The 25,910-nt window shown below is 56.2% G+C and carries 21 protein-coding genes and 1 pseudogene; 15 read left to right on the forward strand and 7 right to left on the reverse strand.

Annotated elements, in window-relative coordinates:
• Positions 1–61: 61 nt before the first annotated feature.
• The 3 genes from yieE (at position 62) to cirA (ending at position 4,773) form a co-directional block, all read left to right on the forward strand.
• Entirely contained in the window at positions 62–928 is an 867-nt protein-coding gene (gene yieE / locus M2422_RS21715; protein ID WP_023312476.1) for a DNA-binding transcriptional regulator YeiE, read from the forward strand.
• A gap of 180 nt (positions 929–1,108) precedes the next feature.
• On the forward strand, positions 1,109–2,578 hold the full coding sequence (locus tag M2422_RS21720; protein ID WP_023336352.1) for an amino acid permease: 1,470 nt from the start codon (positions 1,109–1,111) through the stop codon (positions 2,576–2,578).
• Positions 2,579–2,802: 224 nt separating this feature from the next.
• Positions 2,803–4,773 carry a catecholate siderophore receptor CirA gene (gene cirA / locus M2422_RS21725; RefSeq protein WP_048979998.1) on the forward strand — a complete coding sequence of 657 codons (1,971 nt, stop codon included), beginning with the start codon at positions 2,803–2,805 and terminating at the stop codon, positions 4,771–4,773.
• A gap of 99 nt (positions 4,774–4,872) precedes the next feature.
• Here cirA and fghA read toward each other — a convergent pair whose 3' ends face one another.
• The gene (gene fghA, locus M2422_RS21730; RefSeq protein ID WP_064672842.1) at positions 4,873–5,700 is read right to left on the reverse strand and encodes an S-formylglutathione hydrolase; all 828 of its coding nucleotides are present in this window, start codon (positions 5,698–5,700) and stop codon (positions 4,873–4,875) included.
• Between the two features lie 138 nt (positions 5,701–5,838).
• On the opposite strand from fghA, the gene M2422_RS21735 reads away from it, so the two are divergent.
• From M2422_RS21735 to mglC, 7 genes are all read left to right on the forward strand, one after another.
• Positions 5,839–6,987, forward strand: coding sequence for a YbfB/YjiJ family MFS transporter (locus tag M2422_RS21735; protein ID WP_064672841.1), 1,149 nt, complete (start codon positions 5,839–5,841; stop codon positions 6,985–6,987).
• Positions 6,988–7,089: 102 nt separating this feature from the next.
• Positions 7,090–7,758, forward strand: a complete 669-nt coding sequence (gene folE, locus M2422_RS21740; RefSeq protein ID WP_023312471.1) for a GTP cyclohydrolase I FolE — start codon at positions 7,090–7,092, stop codon at positions 7,756–7,758.
• 19 nt (positions 7,759–7,777) lie between these two features.
• Positions 7,778–8,935, forward strand: coding sequence for a DUF418 domain-containing protein YeiB (gene yeiB / locus M2422_RS21745; protein ID WP_064672840.1), 1,158 nt, complete (start codon positions 7,778–7,780; stop codon positions 8,933–8,935).
• A 155-nt stretch (positions 8,936–9,090) separates the two neighbouring features.
• Positions 9,091–10,113 carry an HTH-type transcriptional regulator GalS gene (gene galS / locus M2422_RS21750; RefSeq protein WP_029740403.1) on the forward strand — a complete coding sequence of 341 codons (1,023 nt, stop codon included), beginning with the start codon at positions 9,091–9,093 and terminating at the stop codon, positions 10,111–10,113.
• Between the two features lie 295 nt (positions 10,114–10,408).
• The gene (gene mglB, locus M2422_RS21755; protein WP_023312468.1) at positions 10,409–11,407 is read left to right on the forward strand and encodes a galactose/glucose ABC transporter substrate-binding protein MglB; all 999 of its coding nucleotides are present in this window, start codon (positions 10,409–10,411) and stop codon (positions 11,405–11,407) included.
• A gap of 79 nt (positions 11,408–11,486) precedes the next feature.
• Complete coding sequence (gene mglA / locus M2422_RS21760) at positions 11,487–13,007, forward strand: galactose/methyl galactoside ABC transporter ATP-binding protein MglA (RefSeq protein ID WP_023312467.1); 1,521 nt, start codon at positions 11,487–11,489, stop codon at positions 13,005–13,007.
• Positions 13,008–13,022: 15 nt separating this feature from the next.
• A complete protein-coding gene (gene mglC / locus M2422_RS21765; protein ID WP_008500921.1) occupies positions 13,023–14,033 on the forward strand; it encodes a galactose/methyl galactoside ABC transporter permease MglC in 1,011 nt (336 codons plus the stop codon).
• A gap of 49 nt (positions 14,034–14,082) precedes the next feature.
• Here mglC and M2422_RS21770 read toward each other — a convergent pair whose 3' ends face one another.
• The 6 genes from M2422_RS21770 to M2422_RS21795 all read right to left on the reverse strand — a co-directional run bounded on the left by M2422_RS21770 (position 14,083) and on the right by M2422_RS21795 (position 19,448).
• On the reverse strand, positions 14,083–15,471 hold the full coding sequence (locus M2422_RS21770; RefSeq protein WP_259142626.1) for a glutamine synthetase family protein: 1,389 nt from the start codon (positions 15,469–15,471) through the stop codon (positions 14,083–14,085).
• A gap of 124 nt (positions 15,472–15,595) precedes the next feature.
• Positions 15,596–16,312: an outer membrane permeability protein SanA gene (gene sanA / locus M2422_RS21775; protein WP_008500918.1), complete on the reverse strand. Its 717-nt coding sequence runs from the start codon at positions 16,310–16,312 to the stop codon at positions 15,596–15,598.
• Positions 16,313–16,438: 126 nt separating this feature from the next.
• Positions 16,439–17,323 (reverse strand): cytidine deaminase, encoded by an 885-nt coding sequence (cdd, locus tag M2422_RS21780; RefSeq protein ID WP_064672838.1) that lies wholly within the window; start codon positions 17,321–17,323, stop codon positions 16,439–16,441.
• A 129-nt stretch (positions 17,324–17,452) separates the two neighbouring features.
• On the reverse strand, positions 17,453–18,148 hold the full coding sequence (locus M2422_RS21785) for a CidB/LrgB family autolysis modulator (protein WP_029740398.1): 696 nt from the start codon (positions 18,146–18,148) through the stop codon (positions 17,453–17,455).
• Entirely contained in the window at positions 18,145–18,540 is a 396-nt protein-coding gene (locus tag M2422_RS21790) for a CidA/LrgA family protein (RefSeq protein ID WP_023312463.1), read from the reverse strand. The genes M2422_RS21785 and M2422_RS21790 overlap by 4 nt, the downstream gene beginning before the upstream one ends.
• Before the next feature lie 191 nt (positions 18,541–18,731).
• The gene (locus tag M2422_RS21795; protein WP_064672837.1) at positions 18,732–19,448 is read right to left on the reverse strand and encodes a type 1 glutamine amidotransferase; all 717 of its coding nucleotides are present in this window, start codon (positions 19,446–19,448) and stop codon (positions 18,732–18,734) included.
• Between the two features lie 59 nt (positions 19,449–19,507).
• On the opposite strand from M2422_RS21795, the gene M2422_RS21800 reads away from it, so the two are divergent.
• The 5 genes and pseudogenes from M2422_RS21800 to bglF all read left to right on the forward strand — a co-directional run bounded on the left by M2422_RS21800 (position 19,508) and on the right by bglF (position 25,908).
• Positions 19,508–20,305 carry a helix-turn-helix domain-containing protein gene (locus M2422_RS21800; RefSeq protein WP_064672836.1) on the forward strand — a complete coding sequence of 266 codons (798 nt, stop codon included), beginning with the start codon at positions 19,508–19,510 and terminating at the stop codon, positions 20,303–20,305.
• A 41-nt stretch (positions 20,306–20,346) separates the two neighbouring features.
• A complete protein-coding gene (dusC, locus tag M2422_RS21805) occupies positions 20,347–21,279 on the forward strand; it encodes a tRNA dihydrouridine(16) synthase DusC (protein ID WP_045888710.1) in 933 nt (310 codons plus the stop codon).
• A 302-nt stretch (positions 21,280–21,581) separates the two neighbouring features.
• Positions 21,582–22,928 carry a carbohydrate porin gene (locus M2422_RS21810; RefSeq protein ID WP_064672835.1) on the forward strand — a complete coding sequence of 449 codons (1,347 nt, stop codon included), beginning with the start codon at positions 21,582–21,584 and terminating at the stop codon, positions 22,926–22,928.
• A gap of 155 nt (positions 22,929–23,083) precedes the next feature.
• Positions 23,084–23,917 (forward strand): BglG family transcription antiterminator LicT, encoded by an 834-nt coding sequence (gene licT, locus M2422_RS21815; RefSeq protein WP_023616723.1) that lies wholly within the window; start codon positions 23,084–23,086, stop codon positions 23,915–23,917.
• 24 nt (positions 23,918–23,941) lie between these two features.
• Positions 23,942–25,908, forward strand: a pseudogene (bglF, locus tag M2422_RS21820) (PTS beta-glucoside transporter subunit IIABC).
• Positions 25,909–25,910 lie beyond the last annotated feature (2 nt).

Raw genomic sequence — 25,910 nt, forward strand, 5'->3', positions numbered from 1 at the left:
CTGGCTTAAAAATAAAATTGATTATATACTTATAATCAATCTATATAAGTGGTAAGCAACCATGCACATTACATTGCGTCAGCTGGAAGTGTTTGCCGAGGTGCTGAAAAGCGGCTCGACGACCCAGGCGTCACAAATGCTGGCGCTCTCGCAGTCTGCGGTCAGCGCGGCGTTGACCGATCTTGAAGGGCAGCTGGGCGTGCAGCTGTTCGACAGGGTAGGGAAGAGACTAGTGGTCAACGAGCACGGTCGTCTTCTTTATCCACGCGCTCTGGCGCTGCTGGAGCAGGCTATCGAAATCGAACAGCTGTTCCGCGAAGACAACGGTGCGATCCGCGTCTACGCCAGCAGCACCATTGGGAACTACATTCTGCCGGAAGTGATTGCCCGCTACCGCCGGGATTTCCCGACCCTGCCGCTGGAGATGAGCGTGGGTAACAGCCAGGACGTTATCAACGCGGTGATTGATTTCCGCGTGGATATCGGCCTCATCGAAGGACCCTGCCATAACGTCGATATCATTGCCGAGCCCTGGCTGGAAGATGAACTGGTGGTGTTTGCGTCCCCGGCCTCGTCGTTATTGCAGGGCGAGGTGACGCTGGAGCGCCTGGCACAGGCGCAGTGGATCCTGCGCGAGCAGGGCTCCGGCACGCGTGAAATTGTCGATTATCTGCTGCTTTCCCATCTGCCGCATTTCCAGTTAGGGATGGAGCTTGGGAACTCTGAGGCTATCAAGCACGCGGTGCGTCATGGCCTGGGGATCAGCTGTCTTTCCCGGCGCGTCATTGCCGAACAGCTTGAGACGGGGTCGCTGGTTGAAATCCCGGTTCCGTTGCCGAAACTGGTGCGCACGCTATGGTGCATCCATCATCGTCAGAAACACCTTTCCAGCTCTCTGCAGCGTTTTCTGCGCTACTGCGCCATTTAACGTTCCCCGGTGGCGCTTCGCTTACCGGGGCTACGCGCGCCTGTCACCCTACATTTTTATGCTTTACTTATAATCCTGGCCGAGTCATGAAGCTCTCTTATAACTGAGTATTTCTGCCGGAAGGAACGCGGATCGTCTGCTACAATCGCGCCTCATTTATTGAATGGACAGCATTTTCATATGGTTTCAGAAATTAAAACCACAGAAGCGCCCACGCTACGTCGTGAACTCAAGGCGCGTCACCTGACGATGATCGCCATTGGCGGCTCAATCGGTACAGGTCTTTTCGTTGCCTCTGGCGCAACGATTTCGGCAGCCGGCCCGGGTGGGGCACTCTTCTCTTATATCCTGATTGGCCTGATGGTGTACTTCCTGATGACCAGTCTCGGCGAACTGGCCGCGTACATGCCGGTATCCGGTTCGTTCTCGACCTACGGTCAAAAATACGTTGAAGAAGGCTTCGGCTTCGCGCTGGGCTGGAACTACTGGTACAACTGGGCGGTCACTATCGCCGTTGACCTTGTCGCCGCACAGCTGGTGATGAACTGGTGGTTCCCAGATACGCCGGGCTGGATCTGGAGCGCCCTGTTCCTCGCCGTCATCTTCCTGCTGAACTACATCTCCGTGCGCGGTTTCGGCGAAGCGGAATACTGGTTCTCTTTGATCAAAGTGGCAACCGTCATCATCTTTATCGTCGTCGGTGTGGCGATGATCGTTGGTATTTTCAAAGGCGCAGAACCTGCGGGCTGGAGTAACTGGGCGATAGGCGATGCGCCGTTTGCCGGTGGCCTTTCGGCGATGATTGGCGTGGCGATGATTGTCGGCTTCTCGTTCCAGGGTACCGAGCTGATTGGTATCGCCGCCGGTGAGTCAGAGAACCCGGAGAAAAATATTCCGCGTGCGGTCCGTCAGGTCTTCTGGCGTATCCTGCTGTTCTATGTGTTCGCGATCCTGATTATCAGCCTGATCATCCCGTACACCGATCCAAGCCTGCTGCGTAATGACGTAAAAGACATTAGCGTCAGCCCGTTCACGCTGGTCTTCCAGCACGCCGGTCTGCTTTCGGCCGCGGCGGTGATGAACGCCGTTATCCTGACCGCAGTGCTTTCAGCCGGTAACTCCGGGATGTACGCGTCCACCCGTATGCTCTACACGCTGGCATGCGACGGTAAGGCGCCGCGTATCTTTGCGAAACTGTCCCGTGGCGGCGTACCGCGTAACGCGCTGTACGCCACAACGGTGATTGCCGGTCTGTGCTTCCTGACCTCCATGTTTGGCAACCAGACGGTGTACCTGTGGCTGCTTAACACGTCCGGGATGACGGGCTTTATTGCCTGGCTGGGGATTGCTATTAGCCACTACCGTTTCCGCCGTGGTTTCGTCAAGCAGGGTCACGATATTAACTCGCTGCCGTATCGCTCCGGCTTCTTCCCGCTGGGTCCTATTTTCGCCTTCATTCTGTGCCTGATCATTACGCTGGGACAGAACTATGAAGCGTTCCTGGCGGACACCATTGACTGGGGCGCCGTGACGGCGACCTACATTGGTATTCCGCTGTTCCTCGTCATCTGGTTTGGCTACAAGCTGACGAAAGGAACAAAATTCGTTCGCTACAGTGAAATGGAATTCCCGGAACGATTTAAACAATAACCGCACTTCCTCTTTTTTAACCCGCTCAATCGAGCGGGTTTTTTTATTCCCGCATTCTGATACAAAGATATATTTCTTAACAATTTAATTGATAATAATTATCGTTTGCTTTATCGTTATCAAAAATAAGCGTGTCACCGACCCACCTCAGATGTGGGCGGCAAGGAAGACGCTGTGAGCAATGATGATTTGATTTAGTTGTATTTACCTCATGGAGATATGGAATGTTTAGGTTGAATCCCTTCGTCAGGGGAGGACTTTGTGCGTCCGCAATGTCCCTGGCCCTGCCTGTTATCGCAGCGGAATCCGGCGACACAATGGTTGTAACGGCCTCCGCGACCGAGCAAAACCTGAAAGACGCCCCGGCAAGCATCAGCGTGATTACCCAGGAAGATTTGCAGCGCAAACCCGTTCAGAATCTGAAAGATGTGTTACGGGAGGTGCCGGGCGTTCAGCTCACGAGCGAAGGGGACAACCGTAAAGGGGTAAGTATTCGTGGACTGGACAGCAGCTATACGCTGATCCTGATCGACGGCAAGCGCGTTAACTCGCGTAACGCGGTATTCCGCCATAATGATTTCGACCTCAACTGGGTGCCGGTTGACGCCATCGAACGAATCGAAGTGGTGCGCGGACCGATGTCTTCTCTGTACGGTTCCGATGCGCTGGGCGGCGTGGTGAACATTATCACCAAAAAAATCGGCCAGAAGTGGACGGGCACCCTGAGCGCCGATTCCACAATTCAGGAGCACCGCGACCGTGGAGACACCTACAACGGTCAGTTCTATACCAGCGGTCCGCTGGTGGACGGCCTGCTGGGGCTGAAAGCCTACGGTAGCCTCGCGAAGCGTGAGAAAGACGGTCAGCAGAAGTCCTCTACCACGGCGAGCGGTGAAACGCCGCGCATTGAGGGCTTCACCAGCCGCGATGCGAATGTGGAGTTCGCCTGGACACCGTCTGAAAATCACGACTTTACGGCGGGCTACGGTTTCGACCGTCAGGATCGCGACTCGGATTCCCTCGACAAAAACCGCCTTGAACGTCAGAACTACTCACTCAGCCACAACGGCCGTTGGGGCGTCGGCAACAGCGAGCTGAAGGTTTACGGCGAAAAGGTGGATAACAAAAACCCGGGCAACAGCAATCCGATCACCTCCGAGAGCAACGCGGTGGACGGGAAATACGTGCTGCCGCTGGGTGAAATCAACCAGCTGCTGACCTTCGGCGGGGAATGGCGTCACGATAAGCTGAAAGATCCGGTCAACCTGACGGGCGGTTCCAGCAGCAGTACCTCGACAAGCCAGTATGCCCTGTTCCTTGAAGATGAGTGGCGTCTCTTTGAACCTCTGGCGCTGACCACCGGCATCCGTATGGACGACCATGATACCTACGGCGACCACTGGAGCCCGCGAGCCTATCTGGTTTACAACGCGACCGATACCGTAACGGTGAAAGGGGGCTGGGCTACCGCGTTTAAAGCGCCGTCACTGCTCCAGCTGAGCCCGGACTGGGTCACCGGCTCGTGTCGCGGTGCCTGTGAGATTGTCGGTAACCCGGATCTGAAACCGGAAACCAGCGAGAGCTTCGAATTCGGTCTGTACTACAGCGGGGAAGAGGGCTGGTTAGAGGGCGTGCAGGCCAGCGTTACCACCTTCCAGAATAATGTGGATGATCGCATCAGCATCAGCCGTACGGCCAATGCAAAACAGGCCCAGGGTTACCCTAACTACGTTGGCCTGAATGCGGATGGTGAGCCGATTTTCCGCTACTACAACGTTAACAAGGCGCGCATCCGCGGGGTGGAGACCGAGCTGAAGCTCCCGCTGGCGGACGACTGGAAACTGACCCTGAACTACACCTACAACGACGGCCGTGACATCAGCAACGGCGGCAACAAGCCGCTGTCCGATCTGCCGTTCCACACCGCCAACGGTACCGTTGACTGGAAGGCGACGCAGGACTGGTCGTTCTACGTTCAGGGTAACTACACCGGTGAGAAACGCGCGCTGACCAGCAGTGCAGCAACGCCGGGTGGCTATGTCATCTGGAATACCGGCGCCGCGTGGCAGGCGACGAAAAGCGTGAAGCTGCGCGCGGGCGTGCAGAACCTGCTGGATAAAGACCTGAGCCGTGACGATTACAGCTATACGGAAGACGGCCGTCGCTACTTTGTCGGTGTGGATTACAAGTTCTGATGTAACCTCTATGCCCGGTGGCGCTTCGCTTACCGGGCCTACAAAATCCGCGAACGTAGGCCGGGTAAGGCGAAGCCGCCACCCGGCAATCATCCGCACTTACGCGAACAAATGCTCCGCATGAAAGCGGAGATGATCCTCAATAAATGACGCGATGAAGTAATAGCTGTGGTCATACCCCGGCTGGATGCGCAGCGTCAGCGGCCAGTCCTTCTGGCGTGCCGCTTCTGCGAGCACCGCAGGCTGTAGCTGCCCGGCGAGGAACTGATCCGCATCGCCCTGATCGACAAGCATCGGGATCGCATTTGCCGAGCTGCTGTCCAGCATCAGCGCACAGCTGTCCCATTCCTGCCATTTTGCTTCATCTTCACCCAGATAGTTCGTGAGGGCTTTCTGCCCCCATGGCACCTGCGTTGGGTTCACAATTGGCGCAAATGCCGACACGCTGACGTATTTTCCCGGATTTTTTAACGCCATGATCAGCGCCCCGTGACCGCCCATAGAATGTCCGCTGATGGCGCAGCGGTCGCTTACCGCAAACCCGGACTGAATCAGCGCGGGCAGCTCGTCGCGAATGTAGTCATACATACGGTAGTGGCCTGCCCACGGCTGCTCGGTCGCATTGAGATAAAACCCGGCGCCTTTACCCAGGTCGTATCCTGCATCGTCGGCTACATCATCACCACGCGGGCTGGTATCAGGCATCACCAGCGCAATACCCAGCTCGGCGGCAAGTCGCTGCGCGCCCGCTTTGGTGGTGAAGTTTTCGTCGTTGCAGGTCAGGCCCGAAAGCCAGAACAGAACCGGCGGATTTTCCGTCGGCGGCAGGAAAATGCTGAACGTCATCGCACAGTTCAGGACGGTGGAGTCATGCCGCCAGCGCTGCTGTCGACCTTCAAAACAACGGTGCTCTTCGAGCAGTTCCATGCAGGGCTCCTTAATGAGAATGCGTATTCATAAAAACCATAATACAGCCTTTTCATTGACCTGTGAGTAACTTTCACTTTCGCCAGACGGCGAGATGCTGCATCATAAATTTACTTTTCTTTAACAATTGGAGCGGTCATGGCGCTGCGTATTGCGCTCAGTGGATTTGTCGTTCTGGTGGTGGCGATGGGAATAGGGCGCTTTGCCTTTACGCCTCAGGTGCCGCTCATGATTGCTGCCGGGCAGCTTACGCTGACCAGCGCGGGTCTGGTGGCGGCGATGAATTATCTGGGCTATCTGGTGGGCGCATGGGATGCCATGCGCGCGCACCGCTTTGTGGAAACGCGCCTCTGGCTTGGCATCACCGGCGCGGTTGCGCTGACGCTGCTCTCCGCGGCGGCGGATAACGCCGTCGTGCACGGCATGCTGCGCTTCGTGATTGGCTGCATGAGCGGCTGGTCGATGGTACTCATTGCCGCCTGGACCAACGAACGGCTGGGGCAGCTGGGTAAACCGGGCCTGAGCGCCGCCGTGTTTGCCGGGCCGGGGGCGGGCATTGCCCTGAGCGGGCTGCTCGCCGTCTATATCCAGGCGAAATCCCTTTCGGCCGGGGCGGCATGGCAAATCTACGGCGTGCTGGCGCTGGTGCTGATTGCGCTGGTGGCGCGCTACCTGCCGCGATCCGGGCAGCTCCATCGCCCCGGCACCGCGCCGGAGCCGCTGGTGCTGACGGCGGATTTAAAGCGCCTGGTCTGGAGCTACAGCCTGGCCGGGTTTGGCTATATCCTCCCGGCGACATTCCTGTCGCAAATGGCGGCGGTGCGTTTTCCCGGCAGCCTGTTCGCCCAGTTTGTCTGGCCGTTTTTTGGTATCGCCGCCGTGGTGGGCATTGCGCTCAGTATTCTTTTACGCCACACCTCAACGGCGAACCGCAGGCTGGCTATCGTGCTGTGGTTACAGGGGGCTGGCGTGCTGGCGGCCTGGCTGCTGCCGGGGATTGGCGGTTTGCTGACGGGCGGGCTGCTGGTGGGCGGCGGTTTTTTGTGTGCCGTGCAGCTCTCTCTTTTATACGGCCGCGAGCTGGCGCCAAACCATACGCGTTATATGGCAGGCCTGCTCACCACCGGGTATGCGATTGGTCAATTGATTGGCCCGATGACCTCGGCGTTATCAACCTGGCTTACCCACCGGCTGGAGCCCGCGCTGGGTCTGGCGGGCGTTGCGCTGTTCGTCGGCGGAGCGCTGGTCTGGAATCGTCACGCTGAAAGGCAACAGCAATTGCAATAATTATCGTCGTGAATACTGGATTATGTGCGCCGCCTCACGCACAATGAGCGCATACTTTTGCCACAACGAGGGCAAAAGACGCCACACCTGCAGGAGAACAAAATGTCATCACTCAGTAAAGAAGCTGCCCTGGTCCACGAAGCCCTGGTTGCGCGCGGTCTTGAAACGCCACTGCGTCCGCCCGTACAGGATTTGGACAATGAAACCCGCAAGCGTCTGATTGCCGGTCATATGACCGAGATCATGGAGCTGCTGAATCTCGATCTGAGTGACGACAGTCTGATGGAGACGCCGCACCGCATCGCGAAAATGTACGTCGACGAAATTTTCTCCGGGCTGGATTACGCCAACTTCCCGAAAATCACCGTCATTGAAAACAAGATGAAAGTGGACGAGATGGTGACGGTACGCGATATCACGCTGACCAGCACCTGCGAACACCACTTCGTGACCATCGACGGTAAAGCGACCGTGGCGTATATCCCAAAAGATACGGTGATTGGCCTGTCGAAGATCAACCGCATCGTGCAGTTCTTTGCCCAGCGTCCGCAGGTGCAGGAGCGTCTGACGCAGCAGATCCTGACCGCGCTGCAAACGCTGCTGGGCACGAATAACGTGGCCGTCTCTATCGACGCGGTTCACTACTGCGTGAAGGCGCGCGGCGTGCGTGATGCAACCAGCGCGACCACTACAACCTCGCTGGGCGGCCTGTTTAAATCGAGCCAGAATACCCGTCAGGAGTTCCTGCGCGCGGTACGTCACCACAACTAAGACTTACAGGGCAGGAACCATGGAGCGAAACGTCACGCTCGATTTTGTTCGCGGCGTCGCCATTCTCGGTATCCTGCTGCTTAATATCAGCGCCTTCGGCCTGCCGAAGGCGGCTTATCTCAATCCTGCCTGGTATGGCGACATCACGCGCAGTGATGCCTGGACCTGGGCTGTCCTCGATCTCTTCGCGCAGGTTAAATTCCTCACGCTGTTTGCCCTGCTGTTTGGTGCAGGTCTGCAACTCCTCCTCAAACGCGGTACGCGCTGGATCCAGTCGCGCCTGACGCTGCTGGTTCTCCTCGGCTTTATCCACGGGCTGTTCTTTTGGGACGGCGATATTCTTCTCGCGTATGGACTAGTCGGGCTGATCTGCTGGCGTCTGATTCGCGATGCGCACAGCGTAAAAAGCCTGTTTAACACCGGCGTGATGCTCTATGTCATGGGGCTTGGGGTCCTGCTGCTGCTGGGGATGATCTCCGGCGAGGCGACGAACCGTTCCTGGATACCGGATGCCGCTAACCTGCAGTACGAACAGTACTGGAAGCTGAAGGGCGGTACGGAAGCGATAAGCAACCGCGCGGATATGCTGGGGGATAACCTCCTTGCGCTGGGCGCGCAATACGGCTGGCAGCTGGCGGGCATGATGCTGATGGGCGCGTCACTGATGCGCACCGGCTGGCTGAAAGGGGAGTTCAGCCTGCGTCACTATCGGCGAACGGGTGTCGGGCTGGTGCTGATCGGCGTGCTGATTAACCTCCCGGCGGTAATCACGCAGTGGCATATCCACTGGGATTACCGCTGGTGCGCGTTCCTGCTCCAGGTGCCGCGCGAACTGAGCGCGCCGTTCCAGACCATCGGCTACGCGGCGCTGATCTATGGCTACTGGCCAACGCTTTCCCGCCTGTGGATCGTCAGCGCTATCGCCTGCGTGGGCCGCATGGCGTTGAGCAATTACCTGCTACAAACGCTGATATGCACCACGCTTTTCTATCGCTTTGGCCTGTTTATGAAATTCGACCGCCTCACGCTGCTGGCGTTTGTTATTCCGGTCTGGGTGATTAACCTGGCGTTTTCTGTTCTCTGGCTACGCTATTTCCGCCAGGGACCGCTGGAGTGGGTGTGGCGTCAGTTAACCGCACATGCTTCAGGGGTATCATTGAGGAACACATCCAGATAACGATCTGGATCACAATCATTAACAAAACGGATGTAAGCGTTTTCATGAGTGTGAGCTTCTTCACGTAGTCCCCTTTCTCTCGCTGCCAAAATAGCCACCTTGCTAAACACAGGGGGTGTCTGTGAGTTGCTGCAATCCTTTGAAGGATGGTGAATATGATCACCATTCGTGACGTCGCCCGTCAGGCGGGCGTTTCTGTGGCTACCGTCTCACGCGTGCTGAACAATAGCGCGCTGGTCAGCCCTGAAACCCGTGAAACCGTAATGAAAGCCGTGACCCAGCTCGGGTACCGGCCAAATGCCAATGCCCAGGCGCTTGCGACGCAGGTCAGCGACACCATCGGCGTGGTGGTGATGGATGTATCGGATGCCTTTTTCGGCGCGCTGGTCAAAGCGGTCGACGTGGTCGCCCAGCAGCATCAGAAATATGTCCTGATCGGCAATAGCTATCATGAGGCGGAAAAGGAACGCCATGCCATCGAAGTGCTGATCCGCCAGCGCTGTAACGCCTTGATTGTCCATTCAAAAGCCTTGAGCGATGAAGAGCTAACCGGCTTTATGGATCAGATCCCGGGCATGGTGTTGATCAACCGCATCGTCCCCGGCTATGCCCATCGCTGCGTCGGGCTGGATAACGTCAGCGGCGCCATGATGGCGACGAAAATGCTCATCAACAACGGGCATCAGCGGATCGGCTATCTGGCCTCCAGCCATCATATTGAAGATGACGACCTGCGGCGCGAGGGGTGGCAAAACGCCCTGAAAGAGCACGGCATTACGCCGTCAGAAAGCTGGACAGGCACAGGTACACCGGACATGCAGGGCGGTGAGGCGGCAATGGTCGAGCTGCTGGGCCGCAACCTGCAGCTTACTGCAGTGTTTGCCTATAACGACAGCATGGCGGCAGGGGCCCTGACGGCGCTGAAAGATAACGGCATTGCGGTGCCACAGCATTTATCACTCATTGGTTTTGATGATATTCCGATTGCCCGTTACACCGACCCGCAGCTGACAACGGTGCGTTACCCCATTGCTTCTATGGCGAAACTGGCGACTGAGCTGGCGTTACAGGGGGCGGCAGGGCTGCTGGATCCGGGCGCAACACACTGTTTCATGCCGACTTTAGTGCGTCGGCACTCCGTCGCGGCCCGACAAATTGTGGTTCCGATCACTAACTGATTACATCAGGTGATGTAACCGTTTTCAATCTGTGAGTAAATTCACAGTATCTTAACAAGGCGCTGACTATGATGTCAGCGTTTTAGGGGCTGAAACGCTATGTAACGGTGATTATTCACTTTCACTATAGCCAATGTGCCGCAAACAACGAATAAAACGCATTTCTGGAGCGTTACCGAACACGGAAGATAGAAATTTTATAAGTGAACTTCGGCTGTCAGTAACGTTTTATTAACACCTGCCCGCCGATCGTTATTCACAAGAACTACCCTGCATAAAAAAAACCGGAGATACCATGAATAAGAAGGTGTTGACCCTGTCTGCCGTAATGGCAAGCATGCTTTTTGGTGCAGCAGCGCACGCTGCGGATACCCGTATTGGTGTGACCATCTATAAATACGACGACAACTTCATGTCTGTTGTACGTAAAGCGATTGAGAAAGATGCGAAAGCAGCGCCAGACGTTCAGCTGCTGATGAACGACTCCCAGAACGACCAGTCCAAACAGAACGACCAGATCGACGTTCTGCTGGCGAAAGGCGTGAAAGCCCTGGCCATCAACCTGGTTGACCCGGCTGCAGCAGGCACGGTTATTGAAAAAGCGCGCGGCCAGAACGTGCCAATCGTCTTCTTCAACAAAGAACCTTCCCGTAAAGCGCTGGATAGCTACGACAAAGCGTATTACGTCGGTACCGACTCCAAAGAGTCCGGTATTATTCAGGGCGATCTGATCGCGAAACACTGGGCGGCGAACCCGAACTGGGACCTGAACAAAGACGGTCAGATTCAGTTCGTGCTGCTGAAAGGCGAACCCGGCCACCCGGATGCTGAAGCCCGTACCACCTACGTTATCAAAGAGCTGAACGACAAGGGTCTGAAAACCCAGCAGCTGGCGTTAGATACCGCGATGTGGGATACCGCTCAGGCGAAAGATAAGATGGACGCGTGGCTGTCCGGCCCTAACGCGAACAAAATCGAAGTGGTTATCGCCAACAACGATGCGATGGCAATGGGTGCGGTAGAAGCGCTGAAAGCGCACAACAAATCCTCCATTCCTGTGTTCGGCGTGGATGCGCTGCCAGAAGCGCTGGCGCTGGTTAAATCCGGTGCGATGGCCGGTACCGTTCTGAACGATGCCAACAACCAGGCGAAAGCCACCTTCGATCTGGCGAAAAACCTGGCCGATGGCAAAGGCGCGGCTGATGGCACCAGCTGGAAAATTGAAAACAAAATCGTTCGCGTACCTTACGTGGGCGTAGACCAGTCCAACCTGGCTGAGTTTATCGGTAAATAAGTTAGCGGTACTGTCTCCACTGGGCGCAATTCGTTGCGCCCTTTTATAACGCGATATGCGAGGCCAACAAGGTATAATTATGGTCAGCACAAATACTCAGTCATCCGGTGAATACCTGTTGGAAATGAGCGGTATCAACAAGTCATTTCCCGGCGTTAAGGCACTCGATAATGTTAATTTAAAAGTTCGTCCTCACTCTATTCATGCCCTGATGGGGGAGAACGGTGCGGGTAAATCAACATTATTAAAATGTCTTTTTGGGATCTATCAAAAAGATTCTGGCAGCATTCTTTTTCAGGGGAAAGAGATCGATTTCCATTCAGCGAAAGAAGCACTGGAAAACGGTATCTCGATGGTTCACCAGGAATTAAACCTGGTGCTGCAGCGTTCAGTCATGGATAACATGTGGTTGGGGCGTTATCCAACCAAGGGTGTCTTTGTCGATCAGGACAAAATGTATCGCGACACCAAAGCGATTTTTGATGAGCTGGATATTGATATCGACCCGCGCGCCCGCGTGGGAACATTATCCGTCTCCCAGATGCAGATGATCGAAATCGCCAAAGCGTTCTCCTATGATGCGAAAATCGTCATCATGGACGAACCGACATCGTCATTAACGGAAAAAGAGGTTAATCACCTTTTTACCATTATTCGTAAGCTAAAAGATCGCGGCTGCGGCATTGTGTATATCTCCCACAAAATGGAAGAGATCTTCCAGCTGTGCGATGAGATTACCATTCTGCGCGACGGTCAGTGGATTGCCACGCAGCCGCTGGAAGGGCTGGACATGGACAAGATCATCGCCATGATGGTCGGCCGTTCCCTGAACCAGCGCTTCCCGGACAAAGAAAACAAGCCGGGCGAAGTGATCCTGGAAGTACGTAATCTGACCTCGTTACGCCAGCCGTCTATTCGCGATGTCTCCTTCGACCTGCACAAGGGCGAAATCCTGGGGATTGCCGGTCTGGTCGGGGCAAAACGTACCGATATCGTGGAAACCCTGTTCGGTATCCGTGAGAAAGCCGAAGGCACTATTACGCTGCACGGTAAGAAAATTAACAACCACAACGCCAACGAAGCCATTAATAATGGTTTTGCGCTGGTGACGGAAGAGCGTCGTTCGACCGGTATTTATGCCTATCTGGATATTAACTTTAACTCGTTAATTTCTAACATTCGCAATTACAAAAACAAAGTCGGGCTGCTGGATAACTCCCGCATGAAGAGCGATACCCAATGGGTTATTGACTCCATGCGCGTGAAAACGCCAGGACACCGCACCCAAATTGGTTCTCTGTCAGGCGGTAACCAGCAGAAAGTCATTATCGGACGTTGGTTATTAACCCAGCCAGAAATTCTGATGCTGGATGAACCGACCCGCGGTATTGACGTCGGCGCGAAGTTTGAAATTTATCAGCTGATTGCCGAGCTGGCGAAAAAGAATAAAGGGATCATTATTATTTCTTCCGAAATGCCGGAATTGTTAGGGATCACGGATCGTATTCTGGTTATGAGCAATGGTCTCGTTGCCGGTATTGTTGACACCAAAACGACAACGCAAAACGAAATTTTGCGTCTTGCGTCTTTGCACCTTTAAGATCAGGGGCTCCTCATGAGTGCGTTAAATAAAAAAAGTTTTCTCACTTACCTGAAAGAAGGCGGTATTTACGTTGTTCTTTTAGTACTGCTGGCTATCATCATTTTCCAGGACCCTACGTTCTTAAGCCTGCTGAACCTGAGTAACATTCTGACCCAGTCCTCCGTGCGTATTATCATTGCGCTGGGCGTGGCGGGTCTGATCGTGACCCAGGGGACGGACCTTTCTGCCGGTCGTCAGGTGGGTCTGGCGGCGGTTATCGCGGCAACCCTGCTGCAGTCGATGGAAAATGCCAACAAGGTCTTCCCGGAAATGGCCACCATGCCGATTTTCGTGGTGATCCTGATTGTCTGCGCCATCGGTGCGGTGATAGGTCTGATCAACGGTATCATTATCGCCTACCTGAACGTGACGCCGTTTATCACCACGCTGGGTACGATGATCATCGTTTACGGTATCAACTCCCTGTACTACGACTTTGTCGGTGCTTCCCCAATCTCGGGTTTTGACAGCGGCTTCTCGACCTTTACGCAAGGGTTCATCGCGCTGGGCAGCTTCCGCCTGTCGTATATCACCTTCTATGCGCTGATTGCGGTGGCCTTCGTCTGGATCCTGTGGAACAAAACGCGCTTTGGTAAAAACATCTTCGCAATCGGCGGTAACCCGGAAGCGGCGAAAGTGTCCGGCGTGAACGTTGCCCTGAACCTGCTCATCATTTATGCCCTGTCCGGCGTGTTCTACGCCTTCGGCGGGATGCTGGAAGCGGGCCGTATCGGCTCTGCAACCAACAACCTCGGCTTCATGTACGAGCTGGATGCGATCGCAGCCTGCGTGGTGGGCGGCGTCTCCTTCAGCGGCGGCGTGGGTACGGTACTGGGCGTGGTGACCGGTGTGATCATTTTCACCGTCATCAACTACGGCTTGACCTATATCGGCGTGAACCCGTACTGGCAGTACATCATCAAAGGCGCCATCATTATCTTCGCGGTTGCGCTGGATTCACTGAAGTACGCGCGTAAGAAGTAATTGCTCCTCGCATTATCCGGCCCGCTCACCGAGCGGGCTTTTTTATGCCTTATGCCAGCTGGGACTCCTCTCGGGTCACGATGCGCTCAAACCAGTCGAGTTCAGAGAGCTTGCAGGCGACCCACTGTTCGGAAAAGGCGTCGCCCAGGCTGTCGGTGAGGTACTGACAGCGGGCAAAGGTCTCAATCGCCTCCTGCTGAAACAGCGGCAGCTCGGGACGATCGTGCTGCGGTTCGGGCAAATCCTCGTCGTCGGTCTTTTCCAGCCCGTACAGCATGCCGGTCAGGATAGTGGCTGCCACCAGATAGGGATTGGCATCGGCCCCGGCCAGCCGGTACTCGATACGACGGTTGCGGTCATCCGAGCAGGGAATACGCAGGGCGGCGGAGCGGGTGTTATAGCCCCAGGAGTTAAATACGGGCTCCGCCAGGTTTTTACGCAGGCGACGAAACGCGTTAACGCCCGGCGCAAGAATGGCGACAGAGGCGGGCATCAGCGCCAGCTGCCCCGCGATGCACAAACGCATCATGCTGTTAAGCGCGTTCACCGGAGAAGCAAAGACGTTTTCGCCGTGACGATTGTTCAGGCTGAAATGGAAGTGCAAACCGCTGCCGGACAGCTGGCTGAAAGGCTTCGCCATAAAGTTGGCCTGCAGGCCGTGCTTTTCGGCAACGTAACGGGTCAGGCGACGAAGCGCCAGCACGTTATCGCAGACCTCAACGACGCGATGGCTGTGCTTCAGGTTTAATTCGTACTGACCAGACTCGGCTTCCGCCACGATCCCGGACAGCGGGATGCGCTGAAGGTGCGCCAGCTGTTCCAGCTCGTCAAACAGTGCCGCATGGGCCGTCGTAGTATCCATGTGAAAACAGCCCTGATTTTGCGGATCCCGATCGTCATGCCCCGTCAGATAGAACTCGATTTCCGGGGCAATCACCGGGAAGAGGCCGTGCTGGTGGAAGCGGGCCAGCACGTTCTGCAGTATCACGCGCGGCTCAAGCGGGCAGGGGGTGTCGTCGCTGTCTTTCATCGTCAGCAGGATCTGCGCGTTGTGCTGCGGATCTTGCGGGCAGGGGCGCAGGGAGCCGGCGACAGGAACGCAGAGTCGGTCCGGCTCATCATGCAGCGGGGCGGCGATTTTTCCTTTCTGATCCATCGAGTAGACCGAAAGGGGAAAATAACAGCCTTTTTCCAGGCTCAGCATGCTCTCCACCGACAGACGCTTGCCGCGCATCGTGCCGTTGATATCGTTCAGGTAAACGTCAATGTGTTTCGTCTGGGGGTAGCGTTCCAGATAATCTGCCACTTCCACTGAAATGTTGTGCTGCAGGGCGTCAATTTTTTCATCAAGCCAGAGACCGGAATTGAGTGCGCCAGGAAGTGATAAACCGGGAAAGTTAAAATACGGGCGGAGACTTTTGAGGAAAAACGCATTCATTATTGAGTTCATAGTTATTCTTCAACGAAGCCGTAGCGGCAGTGAACTCAGCTTAAAAGAGCCGACGTAAAGGGGGGATAAAAAGCGTCAGGCCCGGCGTAAAGAAAGTATAAAGGCGGTCCTGTTATTTTTCCTTTTTCTGCATATCCAGCAGCTGCTCGGGCGTGACGGCCGGGTAACCCTGCGCGTCTTCCGGCACTTCGTGCATCGCCGGAATCGGAACCAGCGGGCCTAAAAAGCGCGGTTCGCGTTTGAAGATATACAGATCGGCCAGGGCGCCAAAACGGGCGCCGAACTCGCGCACGCGCACGCTCAGCATATCTTTTGGCGACGGCACCGCGTAACACTGCGCCTGAATGCCCATATGCAGCGCGATAAACAGCGCGCGCTCGCAGTGGAAGCGCTGGGTAATGATGATGAAGTCGTTGGTATCGAAGACTTTACGCGTGCGCACGATGGAGTCCAGGGTGCGGAATCCGGCGTAGTCGAGCACGATATCGGCAGGGTCCACGCCCGCGGCAATCAGGTCCTTACGCATCGTCACCGGTTCATTGTAGCTTTGCAGCGCGTTATCGCCGCTCAGCAGCAGGTAGTTCACCTTGCCGCTGTTGTAGGCGTTCAGCGCGCCCTGAATGCGGTAACGGTAATACTGGTTGATCACGCCGGTGCGGTAATACTTGGCGGTGCCGAGCACCACGCCAACCTGACGATAGGGCAGGTCCTGCAGGTCATCAAAGATGTAGGGGGCGGTTTTCCAGCTCATCCAGCGGTCGAGACCCAGCACGATCAACAGCAGTATGCCGACCAGGACAGACAGGCTGTAAAAAACGCGCTTTAACATGGAGATGGCTCGTTCGTGGATGAAATTTAACTCAGGCTACTTTACCCGCCTGGTTAGCGCAAGAAACAGCGACTCAACTGAGGGGTTTTTCAGCAAACTGGCGGGCATTTCTGCCCGCCGGAAGGATTACGCAAGCAGTACGCGGTCAATCGTCGTGCAGCCCAGCGCTTTAAGCGTCGCGGCGGTGGCATCCCACTGGATCAGCGGCGCATCGGCAATTTCTGCCAGAATAGCGCGCTGAATGTCCGGAAAGTCATAGCCGTTCAGGCTCAGCAGGTTAAGCGCGCCCTGCAGCGGTGGCAGGGTTGGGTTAAACGCGGCGTTTTCCGCGTAGCTGCCGCTAAATATCCGGCCATCGCGGCACTGCAGCGCCACGCCGCTCGGGGACTTGCTGTACGGCGTGTGGCTTTTGTTGGCCGCGCGAATGGCCGCCTGGCTCAGGTCATCGCCGGACAGGGCGTAACCGTGGTCCTGATCGTCCATCAGCAGCGTTTTGATCTCCAGATCTTTCGGACCAAAGGCGTCCGGCAGATAATCCCCCAGCGTATGCGGCGCGCGGCCCGGCAGGTTGATGCGCAGCTGCAGCCCGCTGTTCAGCTCGTTCATAAACTGACGGCAGTGGCCGCAGGGGGTGTAGTTAACGGTAATGGCGCTCAGGGCTTTTTCACCGCGCAGCCAGGCGTGGCTGATGGCGCTCTGCTCGGCGTGAACCGTTTGCTGCATGGTCGCGCCCAGGAACTCCATATTGCCGCCGAAGTACCAGGTTCCGCTGACGCCGCGCGCAATGGCCCCGACGTTAAAGTGGGAGAGATCGGCCCGCGCGCAGGCGGCAGCCAGAGGAAGCAGTGCGAAAGCCAGCGCGTCTTCGTCCAGTCCCGTTGCTTGTTTCAGCATCGTGACCTGCTCCGTGGTCAGCAGGGCGGGGAAGTGTGCATCTGCCAGAACGGGAGCCAGGGCTGACTGCAAATTCTCTGCAAGCTGGGCGAAAGCAGCTTGAAAACGTGGGTGCATGGCGTTTGCCTCATAAAGGTTAATGGATCGGTAGTTTACGGAGCCGTCAGGGCTTTATATGTGATCCACTTCTCATTATGTATGCAACTTATGAAATCAAAATGAAATTTGCGCGACGCATCGCAAATTTTAGCCCATCACCGCCAGAATCAGCGGGAAAATGAACGGGGCCAGCAGGGAGGTGATAATCCCGCAGATCACCAGCGCCAGGGAGCTAAACGCCCCTTCCTGATAATCCAGCTCCGCGCAGCGGGCGGTGCCCAGGGCGTGGGAAGCTGTTCCCATCGACAGCCCCCGTGCCGCTTTAGTGTGAATACGCATCCCGTTCAGCAGGGTATGACCAAACACCGCCCCGAGAATACCGACGAAAATGACGCACATCGCGCTGATGGCCGGGATCCCGCCGAGGCTGCCGCCGACCGCCATCGCGATAGGCGTGGTCACCGATTTAGGCAGGATAGAGGCGGCAATTTGCGGGGAGGCCCCCATCAACAGCGCCACCGACGTGCCGGTGATCATCGCCACCAGGCTGCCCACAAAACAGATGGTAATGATGGATTTCCAGCGGGCGCGGATCTGATGGAGCTGCTCGTATAAAGGAAAGGCGAGCGCCACAACGGCAGGCTGCAGCAGGTCGTTTAAAATTTTGCTGCCGGCAAAGTAGCGTTCGTAGGGAATGCCGGTGAGCAGCAGGAACGGAATAATCACCACCATCGCCACCAGCAGCGGGTTCAGCAATGGCATTTTGAAGCGTGCGGCAAGCTTGCGCGCGGCGAAGAACACCGCCAGGGTTAACGGCAGCGACCACCAGATATTGGCCATCATTTTTTTGTTTTCTCCCCGACCACGTTACGTTCGCCATGCACCAGATGCGAACTCCAGCTCACCACAAGGAAAACCACCAGCGTACTGACCGCGCAGGAGACCACAATCGGGCCGAACTGGGCTTTGAGCAAATCAAAATACTGCATGACCCCGACGCCGATGGGCACGAAAAGCAGCGCCATATAGCGAATGAGGACGAAGCAGCCCGGATTGACCCATTTTGCAGGCAGGATTTGCAGCGCCAGCAAAACGAAGAGGATCAGCATACCGATAATGCTGCCGGGAATAACAATCGGCAGCAGCGACGCGATGAAAATCCCGGCGTACAGGCAGGCGTAAATCAGGACGAATGCGCGCAGATATTGCCAGATAATGTTCAATGATTTGCTCATGGTGATAGTCCTTGCTGAAACGCATTCATCATACAATTAAACCCAAAAATGTGCCACGGATCACATCATGAAATTTGAGCATACCAGACATTCCAGAATGGAACGTCTGGTATCACCGCACAGGGGCAGGCTACAGTTTAGAGGAAAGGGCGTGCGGTGGCGAAGTGACGAGCCAGAGAAATGCCTCTGAGTCAGGCCTCGCGTTGGGCGGCGAGTTTATCCAGAAAAGAAAACAGCACCTGATTCATTTCGCGATAATCATGCGAGCGAAGTTTTTCCGCCGTTTCGACAAAACGAAATTCAGCCGCGCGGCGGAGATCGTTCTGCGAATGTTCAATCAGCAGCTCAACCACCTCCGGCGTCAGTTCCATATGACACTGAAAACCGTAAACCCGTTCGCCATATTGCACGATCTGACGGGGGCAGCCCTCGCTGTAAGCCAGCACTTTAGCCTGCGGCGTCAACCCTGGCATGTCGTTATGCCAGTGACCGACGTTCAGCTCGTGGCCAAAATCCTCAAACAGCGGGTTCGCCTTGCCTGCCTCTGTGAGCCTGACGGGAAATTTGCCGATCTCTTTTTCCGGGCTATGGCAAAACGCTGCGCCCAGCGCTTCACCGATAAGCTGCGAGCCCAGACAAACGCCAATCACCGTTTTACCTGCCTCTATTGCGCGGCCGATGAGCCGCATTTCCGCCTGCGCGTCAAACCAGGGGCACTCCTTAAGCGTGGTGGCAGGTGACTGCGGGCCTCCCATAATGATAAGCAAGTCTGTGCTCTGCAGATCCTCGGGTAACGGATCGCCCTGATAAACTCTGGAGTAGCTCATACTACAGCCGCGATTTTTCCCCCAGATTTCATATGCGCCTGGCGCTTCGAAATGTTCATGAATGATAAAATGAATGTGCATTGCGTCTCTCTCCGGTTACGTGTACAAGCAGCATCATAAGAGGAAGGGAGGAATGTAAAATGCCAACCGTTATCGATAAAACGCCAATTCATGACGATGCCATCGGATGGTCCAGAGGGGCAATTAGCTATACGCGCGGCGAAGTGGATCCCCCTCACCGGCATCCACAGGGGCAGCTCTTGTTTGCCATCAAAGGGGTGATGCTGGTCCAAACCGGCAATAAGCGTTGGGTCATACCGCCACAGCGCGCGCTCTGGATCCCTCCCTTTCAGGAACACACCTACAGCGTGTTATCCGCAACGGAGCTTCGCGCGGTCTGGTTTAGCCCCACGCTGATATCGCAATGCGGATCTTTTAAACGGAAAGAAGAGGTTCACGTGATTATGGCGACAGCGCTGTTCAAAGAGCTGATCGCCGGGCTGTTCAGTGCGCAATACCGGCCAGCCAGCCAGCGCAGCATGGCCGTTTTGCTGCTCGAAATCCTCAGCGAGGCGCAGCAGATTTCGGCCGAATTACCGATGCCCGTGGATGAGCGGTTACATCGCGTTGCCTGTGACATCATTGCCAGCAATCTCTGGGATGTTTCGATGGACAGGCTGGCGGAACAGGCCGCGATGTCTGAACGCACATTCTCACGCGCCTTTATCAAAGATACCGGCTTTAGCTTCCGGGCCTGGCGACAGCGCGCAAGGATTTGTGCCTCGCTGGACCTGCTCGCCAACGGATACCCGGTTAAGCAGGTGGCCTGGATGCTGGGGTTTTCCGGGCAGGCGGCATTTGCGGCGGCGTTTCGCGCCATTGTGGGGGCAACGCCGGCTGACTTTCTCCCTGAACAGAAGCGCTTCCCAGCGATATAGAGAGCGGCTAATATAGCGCGTCTTTTTTCACAGGTACTGCTATGCGTGTTTTACTGGCCCCAATGGAAGGCGTGCTCGACTCCCTCGTGCGCGAGCTTCTGACCGAGGTGAACGATTACGATCTCTGCGTGACGGAATTTCTGCGCGTGGTCGATATGCTGTTGCCGGTAAAATCCTTCTTCCGCCTGTGCCCCGAGCTGCACAACCAGAGCCGGACCTCTTCCGGCACGCTGGTGCGTATTCAGCTGCTCGGCCAGTATCCCGAATGGCTGGCGGAAAACGCCGCCCGCGCGGTTGAGCTGGGCTCTTACGGGGTGGATCTCAACTGCGGCTGCCCGTCGAAGCTGGTGAACGGCAGCGGCGGCGGGGCGACGTTGCTGAAAGATCCTGAGCTGATTTACCGCGGCGCGAAAGCCATGCGTGAGGCCGTGCCTTCGCATTTGCCGGTGACGGTGAAGGTGCGCCTGGGCTGGGACAGCGACGCGCGGCAGTTTGAAATCGCCGATGCGGTGCAGCAGGCCGGGGCTACCGAGCTGGTGGTGCATGGCCGCACCAAAGAAGATGGCTACAAGGCCGAGCGCATTAACTGGCAGGCGATCGGTGAGATCCGCAAGCGCCTCACCATTCCGGTCATCGCCAACGGTGAAATCTGGGACTACGAGAGCGCGCAGGCCTGTCTGAAGGCCACCGGCTGCGATGCGGTGATGATCGGTCGCGGCGCCCTGAATGTGCCGAACCTCAGCCGGGTGGTGAAATATAACGAGCCGCGAATGCCGTGGGCAGACGTCGTCACGCTGCTGCAAAAATACAGCCGACTGGAAAAGCAGGGCGACACCGGTTTGTATCACGTCGCGCGAATTAAACAGTGGCTGAGCTATTTACGCAAAGAGTACGATGAAGCGCTGGGATTATTTCAGGAAATTCGGACATTGCAGACTTCGTCTGATATTGCCCGGGTAATTCAGTCAAAATAATAAGCGTTAAATTGCTCACACTTTTTTAAACCAGAAAACCGTTCTGGTTTTCAACGTGGCGCGACGGTGTTAAGGTGCCACTGTTTTCAACGCAGGATTGTTACTGGTTAACAGGCAAAACCTAAGCGTTTCACAGCATTTTCGCTGTGGAGCGCTTAGGTTTTTTTTTGCCTCTCGTTTACGCAGGAGAGAAATTTGGCTTAGCGCTTTTTACTGATTTTAAAAAAATGAAATATCGACAGGAAATAGAAAAATTTCCTGCGACCGGTTACGCACAAAATACTCAATCACAGGTTGTTATCATGGCATATAAAAATAAACTCTATGCGCTCGCCTTATTGACGATATCCCCGCTGTCGGTGGCGCAGGACTGGAACGGAACGGTATTAGGCTTTGAAGCTCCTCCGGAGCCTGTTCTGGGCGAAATGCTCGGCATACGTAAAATCCTCAACCATAACGGTTTTACCTATAACCTCGGATATCTGAATGAAATTGGCTGGAACGGAGGCGGTGGCTATAACCACGACTCCCACGTGGCCTATATCGACCAGTTTGCGCTGACCTTCAGCCAGGATCTTGAGCGCTGGACCGGTATCCCGGATGCGCGTATCGAAGGGAACATCGTCAACCGTAACCACAATGACGACCTCACCACCAAACGCGTGCAGGACCCTCGCGTCAACTTTAACGACCTGACCCAGGAGAGCTGGGGCGGGCAGTCGATTACCCGTCTGGGCTGGCTGACCTTTGCCCGCAGCTTTGACGACCGGCGTCTGACCTGGCGCATCGGGATGATGAACAAGGTACAGACCTTCGATCAAATCATCCCCTGTGATTTCCAGCTCCTGTCGCAGTGCGGCGGGAAGTCAGCCAACTCGCTGACGTGGAACAACTGGAACGTTCACACCTGGGGCACCACGCTTGCGTATAAATTAACGCCGACGCTGACCCTGAAGGGCGGCGTGATGGAGCAAAATCCCGAGGCCTCCAGCCGCAGCCACGCGTGGAGCTGGTCGACGAAGGGCAGCAAAGGGGTTTTACTGCCGGTTGAAATCGAAGCGCGTCCGCTGATTAACGGCCTGCCGGGCGCGTACAACCTGGGCGTGGTGTTTACCAACGCGCCGCAAACCGATCTTTATCGCGGCAAATCCGGCGGTGCGGGCGCGACGGACCCGAACGGCTTTGATACCCACAGCCGGACCTGGTTCATGTACGCCGGGCTGAACCAGCAGCTTACGCAGCATCAGGATGACCCGAATCGCGGGTTGAGCACCTCTTTCAGCATGAGCCTTGCGGATCAGAGTACCAACTACATGCACCAGGTTTACGCCGCCTCGCTGCGCTACCGCGGGCTGTTTGACGCGCGACCGGAAGACTGGATTGGCTTTGGCTTGACCTGGATTGATATGAGCAGCCACTACGCCCGCAATCAGCGTTATCTGAACAGCCTGAGCGGCGCTAGCGATGACAACAATCCGGCGTATCATCCGGTGCCGGGCCATTCCCTGAACGGCGAGTTTTATTATCGCTTCCGTCCGGTGTCGTGGCTGGAGCTGCAGCCGGGCATTCAGTACTGGCACCATCCCGGCGGGGTCAGTCGCACCCAGGATGCCTGGGTGACGGAGCTGAAAACTGTCGTGACGTTCTAGCAAGTTCGATCCGCGTCACGTTTCTGATGCGTGATGCATTGAGGCTATGAATGAAACTGATAGAGTGCCAGAACTGGATTGTTACTGCTTAGGCAGGCAAAACCTGATTTTCTGGCATCTGCCGGAGGTCAGGTTTTTTTGTTTCTGGGGTTCAGATGAAAATCGCCAAGATACTCAATAATAACGTGGTGGTTGTTCAGGATGAGCGCGGGCGCGAACAGGTGGTGATGGGCCGTGGGCTGGCCTTTCAGAAGCGCGTCGGCGAAGCGCTGGATACCGCGTTGGTTGAAAAGGTGTTTGCGTTACAAAGCGATGAACTGGTGCGTCGACTTGGCGAGCTGCTGAGTCAAATTCCGCTGGAAGTGATGACCACCTGCGACCGTATCATCGGGCTGGCGGCGCAGCGGCTGGGCAAGCTGCAGGAGAGTTTGTATATCACCCTCACCGACCACTGCTACTTTGCGATTGAGCGGCAGAAGAACGGGCTGGCCATCAAAAACGTGCTGCTGTGGGATATTAAACGGCTGTATCCGAAGGAGTTCGAATTAGGGCAGGAGGCGCGGGCCATTATTGCCAGACGCCTGAACGTCGAGCTGGAAGAGGATGAGGCCGGGTTTATCGCGCTGCATCTGGTCACCGCGCAGCTGAACAGCGAAATGCCGGAAGTGATGCACGTGACGCGGGTGATGCAGGAGATCCTGCAGCTGGTGAAGTATCAGCTGCAGCTTGAGTACGATGAAGAGTCGCTCAGCTATCAGCGTTTCGTCACTCATCTGAAGTTTTTTGCCCAGCGGATGCTGACCCGCACCGTGGTGGAAGATGACGATGTCTCGCTGCATACGGCAGTAAAAGACAACTACGCGAAAGCGTGGAAATGCGCCGAGAAAATCGCCCAGCACCTGAACAAAAGCTATCAGCGCGAGCTGACGACCGAAGAAATTATGTTCCTCGCTATTCATATCGAGCGGGTGAGAAAAGAGGGGCGCTAAGCCTCAAAACAGGATTGTTACTGCATCACGCAGGCAAAACCTGAGCGCGGCCTTCGTCAGAAGGTCGTTCTCGGGTTTTTTTATTTTTTGTACTCAGTCAACAGGTGCCTGCAGGCATCGGATGTAAGGAAATCGAGATGGAATACCAGGCTTTAGCGAAGGATATTCTCGGCCACGTTGGCGGAAAAGAGAACATCGTCAGTCTTGTACACTGCGCGACCCGGCTTCGCTTCAAACTGAAAGAGAATCAACGGGCGGATGCGGAAGGGCTGAAGAAAAAACCGGGCGTCATCATGGTGGTCGAAAGCGGCGGCCAGTTTCAGGTAGTGATTGGCAACCACGTCCACGACGTCTGGCAGGCGGTGCGCCATGAGGCAGGCCTTACCGATGACGCGCCCGTCGTGGAAGAGAGGGGCGAAAAAGGGAATCTGCTGGGCCGCCTGATTGACATTGTCTCCGGGATCTTTACCCCGTTTATCGGCATTCTGGCCGCGTCCGGTATTCTGAAAGGGCTGCTGGCGCTGGCGGTGGTGTGCGGCTGGCTCAGCACCGAGAGCGGCACCTATAAAATCTGGTTCGCCGCCAGCGACGCGCTGTTCTTCTTCTTCCCGCTGGTGCTGGGCTATACCGCCGGGAAAAAATTCGGCGGCAACCCGTTTATTACCATGGTCATCGGCGGGGCGCTCACCCATCCGATGATGATTGCGGCGTTTAACGCCAGCCAGCAGCCGGGCGCGGTATCGGACGCCTTTTTGGGCATTCCCGTCACCTGGTTTAACTACAGCTCGTCGGTGATCCCGATTATTCTCGCCGCGTGGGTCAGCTGCTGGCTGGAAAAGCAGAGCACCAGGCTGCTGCCTTCCTCGATGAAAAACTTCTTCGCGCCGCTGATCTGTCTGGGCGTGACCGTGCCGCTGACTTTCCTCGTTATCGGGCCGCTGGCGACCTGGCTGAGCCAGATGCTGGCGAACGGCTATCAGAGCATTTACGTTCTGGCACCGTGGCTGGCGGGCGCGGCGATGGGCGCGCTGTGGCAGGTCTGCGTTATTTTTGGCCTGCACTGGGGGCTGGTGCCGCTGATGATTAACAACCTGGCGGTGCTGGGGCATGACTCCATGCTGCCAATGCTATTGCCCGCGGTGTTTGGCCAGGTGGGGGCGGCGCTGGGGATCTTCCTGCGTACCCGCGATGCCCGTCAGAAAATGCTGGCCGGGTCGTCCGTTACGGCAGGGATTTTCGGTATCACCGAACCCGCTGTGTATGGCGTAAACCTGCCGCTGCGTCGTCCGTTTATCTTTGGCTGCGTGGCGGGGGCTATCGGCGGCGCGATTGTCGGCTTCAGCGATACCCACGTTTACTCCTTCGGCTTCGCCAATATCTTTACCATCGCCCAGATGATTCCGCCGGGTGGGGTAAACGCCACGCTGTGGGGCGGCGTGATCGGCACCGCGGTAGCGCTGGTGCTGAGCTGCGGCATGACGCTGGTGGCGGGCATGCCGGGACGCGCAGAGGCGGAAGCTGCGGTTACGGCAGGGGAAAACGATGTCTTATCCCCGATGACCGGGACCGTTCTGGCGCTCGACCAGGTGCCGGATACCACGTTTGCCAGCGGCCTGCTGGGCAGCGGCGCCGCCATTATTCCCTCGGATAACAAAGTGGTGGCCCCGTTTGCCGGCGTGGTGGCCTCGCTGTTTCAGACCAAACACGCCATCGGCCTGCTCAGCAACAGCGGAATTGAAGTGTTGATTCACGTGGGGATCGATACCGTGAAGCTCGACGGCAGGCCGTTTACCGCCCACGTGAAGGTGGGCGACAGGGTGCAGCCCGGCGATCTGCTGCTGGAGTTTGACCGACAGGCGATTATCGATGCCGGATACGACCTGGCGACCCCGATCATTATCAATAACAGCGATGAGTATCGTGACGTGGTGACCGTGGCGGCAACGTCCGTCAGTGCCGGTGCGCCGTTACTCAGCGTAAGCCATCAATAACA

This window comes from Enterobacter sp. SLBN-59 (genome assembly GCF_024807915.1).
Taxonomy (GTDB): domain Bacteria; phylum Pseudomonadota; class Gammaproteobacteria; order Enterobacterales; family Enterobacteriaceae; genus Enterobacter; species Enterobacter asburiae_B.